Raw genomic sequence first — 8,209 nt, 5'->3', positions numbered from 1 at the left:
GCAGCGTCATGCCAGCCGGTAATCCGTTCGAGCCGCGCGATGTCTTCGGGCTTGGTTGCGGGCACGATCCGGTCCACCATGGTCGCAGGGAACCGTCCCTCGGCTGCGATCCAATCCGCGAGATCCGGGTCCATCCGGCGCGCCAGATCCAGCACCACGCCGCGCAGCACCCGCCCGTTTTCGGGCAGATTGTCACAGCTCATCGCGCTGAAGGGGCGCAGGCCGCGCGCGCGGCGCAATTGCAGCGCACGCACCAGATATCCGGGTGCCGAGATAGGCAAGGGGTGGGTCATATCATGCGCAATATCGGGATGATCGGGGTCCAGCGCGCCGGTCGCGGGCGCATGGCAATAGCCCTTTTCGGTGACGGTAAGCGAGACGATACGCACGCCGGGATCGGCCATCGCCTCAAGCACCGCCTGTGGGTCCTCACGCGCCACCAGAACATCACAGACACTCTCGATGGGTCGGGGCGTTTCCCCCTCGGGACCAAGCTCCAGCGCGGTATAGGCGAAGCCCTGCGGTGCCAGCGCATCGCGCATGCGAGGCGATTGCAGCGACACGCCGACAATCCCCCAATCACCGCCCGAGGCCGCCACCGCCTGCGCGGTGTAGATCGCCCCGTGCGCGCGGAAAAACGCACCAAGGCCGAGGTGGACGATACCGGGTTTCAGCGCGGGGTTTTGGCGGGTCATTCGTTCAGCGGGCAAGCCAGCCTCCATCAAGATTCAGCACCGCGCCATGGATGTAGCGCGCGGCGGGGGAACAGGCGTGCGATACCAGCGGCGCGACACCGGCTGTCCGAATTGCCTTCATGCGTTCTCCCTTCCGGAAAGTTCTCGTTCAGAGCTTATAGGCCTGGCGTGCAAGCCTGTGTGTGAGGTCGTGCATGACCTCTGGCGCTTCCTCTTCCGTCAGCCGCCCCGTGGCGACCAAAGTGGCAAGGAAACCGGCATCGACCCGGCGCGCGACATCGTGGCGCGCCGGGATCGACAGATAGGCGCGGGTGTCGTCATTGAAGCCCACGGTGTTGTAAAAACCCGCCGTTTCGGTGGTCATCTCGCGGTAGCGCCACATGCCCTCAAAGCTGTCATGGAACCACCATGCCGGACCAAGGCGCAAACAAGGATAGACCCCCGCCAGCGGCGCCAGTTCGCGCGCATAGGTCGTCTCGTCAAGGGTGAACAGGATGACGCGCAGATCGGGGTCCTGGCCCACCGCATCCAGAAGCGGCTTGAGCGCGCTGACATAATCGGTGCGCGTCGGAATATCATAGCCCTTGTCGCGACCAAAGCGGGCCTGCACCGGGTCGGAATGATTGCGCGCAGAGCCGGGGTGAAGCTGCATCACCAGCCCGTCTTCGCACGACAGCTTGGCCATTTCGGTCAGCATCTGGGCGCGAAACGCCTCGCGCTCTTTGGCGTCAGCCTTGCCCGACAGCACCTTGTCATAAAGGGCCTGCGCTGCCGCCGCGTCCAGATTCAACGTCTGCGCCGTTGGATGCCCGTGATCGGTCGCGGTCGCCCCGAAAGAAGCGAAATAGGCGCGCCGGTCGCGATGCGCGTCCAGATAGGCGGCAAAGGAAGTGCCCGACTGCCCGCCAAGCTGACAGAACGTTTCGACATTGCCCGCGAAGCCTTCGAAATCGGGATCCACCACCGGATCGGGGCGATAGGCGGTAATCACCCGCCCGCCCCAGCCGCTTTCGCGGATCATCCGGTGCCATTTCAGATCATCCAGCGGGCTTTCGGTGGTGGCGATCACCTCGATGTTGAACTGTTCAAACAGCGCACGCGGGCGCATCTCGGGGCGCTGAAGCGCCTGTGAGATACGGTCGTAATACAGATCGGCCGTCTCGGCACTCAGCCGCTCGGTAAAGCCGAAGATCGTCTCGAACGCATAATCCAGCCATATCCGTGACGGGGTGGCGCGAAACAGGTGATAATTCTGCGCAAACAGGTGCCAGATCTTGCGGCCGTCGGTTTGCGTCGCGCCGCCATCGGCGCGCGGCACCCCAAGCGCCTCCAGCGGCACGCCCTGGCTGTGCAGCATCCGGAACACATAGTGATCGGGCGTTACGAAAAGCTGGGCGGGGTCGGGGAAAGCCTCGTTCAGCGCGAACCAGCGCGGATCGGTATGGCCGTGAGGTGAGATGATCGGGGCGTCCTTGACCATGTCATAAAGTTCGTGTGCGAGCGCACGAACCCCCGGATCGACCGGAAGAAGACGATCTTCATGCAGCAGCGCCATGGCCTATCTCTCCCCCCATCCCTATCTTCTACAGTAGACTTTCACTACACTAATAAACTAATATTCCAGAATAGCCGATCCGTCAACGAGGAGTTCCGATGTTCGCGCCCCTGCCTTTGCCTCAGCTAGATCAAAATGCACGCACGTTGGTTACTGACGCTGTTTTCAATCATTTGCAGCAACAGGTGTTGGCGCTTGCGCTGCCGCCGGGCACCAAGATTTCGGAAGTGGAGGTCGCCAAACAATTGGGCGTCTCGCGCCAGCCTGTGCGCGATGCCTTCTATCGACTCTCCAAGCTCGGTTTTCTTGATATTCGGCCCCAGCGCGCGACAATGGTCTCGTTGATCTCGCCAAAGGCTGTGTTGCAGGCGCGCTTTATCCGCAACGCGCTTGAGGTCGAGACCGTGCGCACTGCAGTCACCGCGCTCACGGATGACGACCTTGCTGCATTGCGCGATTTGATCGAACAACAGCGTGCCGCGATGGCGAAACGAGACAAGGAAAGCTTCCACACTCTTGATGACCAGTTCCATCGCGAGATCTGCACCCGTGCTGGCCTGGGGTTCACATGGGAGCTGATCGCTGAAAACAAGGGCCATATGGATCGCGTGCGTATGCTGTCGCTCTCTTTCGCCTCGCAGGATGCGTTTCACGATCATGAAAAGATCCTCGCCGCGCTAGAGGCACGCGACATTGATGGCGCGGCGCAGGCGATGCGTGTTCATCTGGCGCGTATCCTCGATCAGATCGACCGCATCCAGGCCGATCACGGCGAACTATTCGAACCCCAAACCGGACATAGCTAGGTGCACCTCTTCCGTCTTTGACGCAGACAGGGTTTTGCACCCTGGTCTGACACCAGACCGCCCCTTTCATTGGCGCTGGTTGCTTTGTAAACTTGGGTTTCAATTCGTGCGCCAGCCCTTTGGATCGTATTTCGAAAGTCCCTCGATGCCCCAGATCACAACACTTGACGCAACACCGGTCAGCCGTTTCGCCTTTGGCGCGATGCAGTTTGGCAGCGGCGCGGATGAAGCGGCCAGCAAGGATATGTTTGCCACCTGTCGCAGTGCAGGCATCAACCATTTCGACACCGCTTACGGCTATGGGGACGGCGCATCCGAAACCATGCTGTCTGGTATGATCGCAACGGACCGCGATAGCCTTTTGATCGCGACGAAATTTGGCGGCGACGGGGATGCGAGCAAGGCCAATCTGGCGGCGCAATTCGACGTTTCGCGCAGGCGGTTGAAGCTTGATGTGATTGATGTGCTCTACATGCACCGCTTTGATCCCCACACCGATTTGCACGAAACGATGGAGGCTTTGGCGGTCCTGAAACAGGCCGGACAGATCCGCTATGTCGGGCTGTCCAATTTCGCCGCGTGGCAGGTAATGAAAGCCGTCGCGGTCGCGGCCAGGTTCGATCTGACGATCGATATCATCCAGCCGATGTACAGCTTGCTCAAACGTCAGGCCGAGGTTGAACTCTTGCCGATGGCGGCAGATCAGGCCATTGCGGTTGCGTCCTACTCGCCCTTGGGCGCCGGTCTGTTGACCGGAAAATACCAGCGCGGCGAAACCGGGCGACTGGCGCAGAACACGGTTTACAAATCGCGTTATCGGGAGGGCTGGATGCTGGAAACGGCCGCCGGGCTGACCGATCTGGCGGCCGAGATCGGCACCGATCCCGCAACTTTGGCGGTGGCTTGGGTCGCCGCCCATCCTGCGGCCCCGATGCCGATCATATCGGGGCGAACGTCACAACAATTGCGGCCGTCTCTGGCCGCTTTGCAGTTTGACATGACGCCCGAAATCCATGCCCGCATCAGCGCATTGAGCCCCGAACCACCCCCGGCAACGGATCGCAGCGAAACCTAAACGCGCCGGTGGAGCGCCTAGAGCACGCTCACAGACGCCTGACCGGATGGCGACAATTCCCACGACTGCACCTCTTTTGCCTGCACAAACGGCGCGACCGCGCTGTCGAACTGCTGGAAATGGGCGCTGGCGAGATGCTGCTCGAAGGCGGCGGCGTCGCAATAGACCTCATACAGGAACACGCGCGCGGGATCGGATTTGGTCTCGGTGCAGACGTCAAAGCGCAGGCACCCCTCTTCGCGCTCAAGTGATTGCCGCGCCTGCGCGCGCATCAGCGGCATGAACCGGCTCATTTGGCCGGGATGGATCGTGAAGGTGACGGTGATGACAAACATGGATCAGCTCGGAAAACGGTGTTGCAGGTCAAGGATGGCGTCGGGCGTCAAGGCACGGTAGCGCCGATCCCCAAGGATAAACAAAAGCTTGGCGGTTTCTTCCAACTCTTCGCTGGCATATTGCGCCGCGCGCAGATCCTTACCTGCGACGACAGGGCCGTGATTGGCCAGCAGCACCGCATGATGCTTACCCGCCACCGCCGCCACCGCATCGCCAAGCGCCGGATCGCCGGGCGGGAAATAGGGAACCAGCTTGACCTTGCCCAGCTTCATCACCGCATAGGCCGTGAGCGGCGGGATCGCGGCATCTGGATCGGTTTCCTCCAGCATACTCACGGCGACAGCATGGGTGGAGTGCAGATGCACGACCGCCCCTGCATCGGCACGATGGCGATACATGGCGAGATGCAAAAAGCTCTCTTTCGTCGGCTTTGGTCCCGACACAAAGCGCCCCTGCGCGTCGATCAGCGCCAGTTCGGCGGGGTCGAGATCGCCCATCGCGATATTGGTCGGGGTCATCAGCCAGCCGCCATCAGGCAGCCGCACCGAGATATTGCCCGAGCTACCGGCGGTATATCCGCGCGCATAAAGCGATTGGCCGATTTTGCAGATCTCTTCGCGCAATTTGCTGGTCATGCAGGCTCTCCTTGTTCCAGCATCGACACCGCGGTTTCGAAGAAATCCGCCTGTCCGAAGTTGCCTGACTTCAATGCAAGCCACAGCCCCCCGCCCTGCGCCCAAGGCACACCCGGCGCGATTTCGGGGCCAATCGCCAGTTCCTGCACCCCGAGCCCGCGCACGACAGCACCCGAGGTCTCGCCACCCGCGACGACGAAAGCGTTATAGCCCCGCGCGACGGCCTGCTGCGCCAGAATGGCAAAGAACGTCTCAAGCCGCGCACCGGCCTCTTCACGGCCCAAAACCTTTTGCACGGCCTGGACCTGTTCGGGGCGGTCGGTGGCATAAACGAGTTGGCGCGGATTGGAACACGCCGCCAGTTGGTCCAGAACCTGCTTTGCCAGAGCCTCGGGCTGACCCGCCTCTGCCGCGCCCACCTTGATCGCCTCATAGCCCACCGCAATCGCTTGGGATACCTGCGCCCGCGTCATCTCCGAGCCCGAACCCGACAGGACAAGCGCCCGCATCTGGGCCTGATCGGGCCGGGTGAAGGCATCGCGCTGCGCGCTGCGCCCGGCCATGATCTGGCGCGCAAGAGCCGCCCCGATCGCCGAGCCCCCCGTGACCAACGGCGCATCGAGAACCGCTTGCGCCAGCGTATCAAGATCACCGTCGCAAACGGCATCGCAGATCAACATCGTGCCCGCATCCGCATCCTGATAGGCCGCGCGCACCGCCTTTGCGCCCAGATCGATACAGGTCTTGTCAATCAAGCCGACCGGAGCGCTGCGCTGACGCGACAGCACCCGCACGAGATCGGGGTCATGCATCGGTGTCAGCGGGTGCTGCGCCATCGAGCTTTCCGACAGCAGGCGATCACCCACAAACAGATGCCCCATGAACACGCGCCGACCGTTTTCGGGAAAGGCGGGCGCTGCGATGGCCCGTTTTGCGCCCGCCTCCTGCATCAGCGCATCGCTGACCGGCCCGATATTGCCCGCGTCCGTGGAATCGAACGTCGAACAATATTTGAAAAACAATCGCTTTGCCCCGAGGTGATCGCGCAACCAGCGCGCCGCCTTGCAGCTTTCGGCGACGGCCAGATCGGGGGCGATATTGCGCGTTTTCAGCGCCACAACCACGGCATCGGCGCGCTCGCGCAATGTCCCCTCGGGCACGCCGACCCTAAGGGCGACCCGCATCCCCGAGCGGCGCAACATCACCGCCAGATCACAGGCCCCCGTGAAATCATCGGCAATCGCGCCGATCTCGATCTGATCGCCCTGCCCCGTCATTGCGCACCCGTCTCCGTGCCAGAGGCGATCTCGTCGATCAGCAACCCCAGCTCGGCCGTCATCGCTGCCGTGCCCATGTCGCCGCCAAACTCCATCGGGCGCAGGCGGTTTTGCTCAAAACCGCGCTCGACCGCCGTATCGACGAGCAGCGCCGCCGATTGTGCAGCCCGGCTGTTATGGGTTTCGGCAAGATAGTCGAGCATCAGCGCACCGCTCAGGATCGCCGCCAGCGGGTTGGCCTTGTCCTGCCCCATGATGTCGGGCGCGCTGCCGTGGGCGGGCTGGAACAGGGCGTGATCGTCGCCGATCTCGGCACAGGCCGCCATGCCCATCCCGCCAACCAGACCACCGGCCAGATCCGACAGAATATCGCCGAACATGTTTTCCATGACCAGCACATCGAAATCCCAGGGCCGGCGGATCAGATCAAGCGCCTGCGCATCGACGTAATTATAGCCCCTCTCCACATCGCTGAACCCTTCGGCACGCTCGTCAAAGATCTTGCGGAAGAACGCCTGGGATTCAAAGACATTGGCCTTGTCCACGCAGGTCAGATGCCCCGGTTTTCCACGCGAACGACGTTTGCGTGCCAGACGAAAGGCAAAGTCATGCAGCTTCTCCGTGGTGTGACGCGTGATGCGCATGATGTCGCGCACTTCGCTATCGCCGATCACCTCGGCGCGCCCGTGCACGGCAGCGGAGTAAAACAACCCCTCGGTGGATTCGCGCAACACGATCAGGTCGATATTGGCACTGCGCGGATCAGACAGACGGCGCGGCGTGTTGGCATAAGCGCGCACCGGGCGCACCCCGGCATAAAGCTGGAACCGTTCGCGCAAACGCAGATGCGGCGAGATTTCCGTGCCGCTCGTAGTGCGCACTTTCGGCAATCCGATGGCCCCGAGGAAAATCGCATCATTCTCACCCGCGCGCTCTTCTCCGCCCGGTTCGATATCGACCCCCGTCTCGAGGTAATAGCCCGCGCCCGCCCGGATCGCGTTCTGGCGCAATTTCAGCCCGCCAACGCGGTCACAGGCCTGATCCAACAGGGTGAACGTGGCTTGGGTCACATCGCGACCAATGCCATCTCCTTCGATTACGGCAATCTCAAAGTCTTTTTGCGACATGGTCTTTCCTTCGTGCCTTGCTGTCAGAATTGGGTTTGGCGGAACTTGTCGAGGATCGTCAGCAGTTCCTCGGCAGCGCATGTTCTGTGGGAGTGGAACATCTTGCGCACGGTCTCGCTGTTGCCCGCGAGCATCTCATCAAGAATTTCGCGGTGGTCCTGCGTCGAGCGCACCGGCATGTCGCGCAGCGGGAGCGTGAACATCCGGGCGCGGTGGGCCTGATCGAACAGGGTCATCACCATGGAATTGAGACGCTTGTTCGCGTTCAACCCGATCAGGTCGCGGTGAAAGCGGTCATCGGCGCGCGCCCAGGCCTCGCGGTCGCCGTCCTCGATCGCGCGCGCCATGTCTTCGGTCGCGACATAAAGCGGCTCAAGGGTTTCACGGCTTGGCTTGCTGGCGGCGATGGACGCGGCGGCTTCGGGCTCTAGCGCGGTCAGGATCTGGTAGATCTCGCGCATATCCTCAAACCGGATCGGCAGCACCCGCACCCCGCGACGCGGAATGATCTGCACCAGCCCGTCCGCCTCAAGCCGGATCAGCGCCTCGCGCACCGGCGTGCGGCTCATCCCGAGCATCAGGGCAATTTCGGGTTCGGTCGCCTGAAAACCCGCAGGCATCCGGTTCGACAGGATTTCCTGTTTCAGGCGCTCATAGGCATTATCGACACGCGATTCTTTGACGGAGTCAGGCATTTCCTCGG

The 8,209-nt window shown here is 62.1% G+C and carries 9 protein-coding genes; 2 read left to right on the top strand and 7 right to left on the bottom strand.

All coding sequences use genetic code 11. The annotated features are described in order from the left end of the window. Together DT23_RS11705 and uxaC are read right to left on the bottom strand one after the other, a co-directional pair. Positions 1–695: mannitol dehydrogenase family protein (locus tag DT23_RS11705; protein ID WP_476718435.1), on the bottom strand; the 695-nt coding region annotated here is incomplete at its 3' end. Positions 696–843: 148 nt separating this feature from the next. Next, a complete protein-coding gene (uxaC, locus tag DT23_RS11700; protein ID WP_038131453.1) occupies positions 844–2,250 on the bottom strand; it encodes a glucuronate isomerase in 1,407 nt (468 codons plus the stop codon). Between the two features lie 98 nt (positions 2,251–2,348). On the opposite strand from uxaC, the gene DT23_RS11695 reads away from it, so the two are divergent. After that, on the top strand, positions 2,349–3,056 hold the full coding sequence (locus DT23_RS11695) for a GntR family transcriptional regulator (RefSeq protein ID WP_038131451.1): 708 nt from the start codon (positions 2,349–2,351) through the stop codon (positions 3,054–3,056). Between the two features lie 145 nt (positions 3,057–3,201). After that, on the top strand, positions 3,202–4,131 hold the full coding sequence (locus DT23_RS11690) for an aldo/keto reductase (RefSeq protein WP_038131450.1): 930 nt from the start codon (positions 3,202–3,204) through the stop codon (positions 4,129–4,131). Between the two features lie 17 nt (positions 4,132–4,148). Here DT23_RS11690 and DT23_RS11685 read toward each other — a convergent pair whose 3' ends face one another. The 5 genes from DT23_RS11685 to DT23_RS11665 are packed head-to-tail and all read right to left on the bottom strand — an operon-like array spanning position 4,149 to position 8,201. Beyond that, positions 4,149–4,466, bottom strand: coding sequence for a putative quinol monooxygenase (locus DT23_RS11685; RefSeq protein WP_051697250.1), 318 nt, complete (start codon positions 4,464–4,466; stop codon positions 4,149–4,151). A 3-nt stretch (positions 4,467–4,469) separates the two neighbouring features. Then, positions 4,470–5,102: a 3-oxo-tetronate 4-phosphate decarboxylase gene (gene otnC, locus DT23_RS11680; protein WP_038131449.1), complete on the bottom strand. Its 633-nt coding sequence runs from the start codon at positions 5,100–5,102 to the stop codon at positions 4,470–4,472. Further along, a complete protein-coding gene (gene otnK, locus DT23_RS11675; protein ID WP_038131448.1) occupies positions 5,099–6,379 on the bottom strand; it encodes a 3-oxo-tetronate kinase in 1,281 nt (426 codons plus the stop codon). Before otnK ends, otnC begins: the two co-directional genes overlap by 4 nt. Continuing rightward, positions 6,376–7,506, bottom strand: a complete 1,131-nt coding sequence (locus tag DT23_RS11670) for an isocitrate/isopropylmalate dehydrogenase family protein (RefSeq protein WP_038131446.1) — start codon at positions 7,504–7,506, stop codon at positions 6,376–6,378. Before DT23_RS11670 ends, otnK begins: the two co-directional genes overlap by 4 nt. A gap of 23 nt (positions 7,507–7,529) precedes the next feature. Beyond that, positions 7,530–8,201, bottom strand: a complete 672-nt coding sequence (locus tag DT23_RS11665) for a GntR family transcriptional regulator (protein WP_051697249.1) — start codon at positions 8,199–8,201, stop codon at positions 7,530–7,532. Between the last annotated feature and the right edge of the window lie 8 nt (positions 8,202–8,209).

The sequence above is a fragment of the Thioclava indica genome (assembly GCF_000714545.1).
Lineage (GTDB): Bacteria > Pseudomonadota > Alphaproteobacteria > Rhodobacterales > Rhodobacteraceae > Thioclava > Thioclava indica.
Note: the sequence above shows the minus strand (reverse complement) of the source record. Positions and strands in the feature narration are given on the sequence as shown.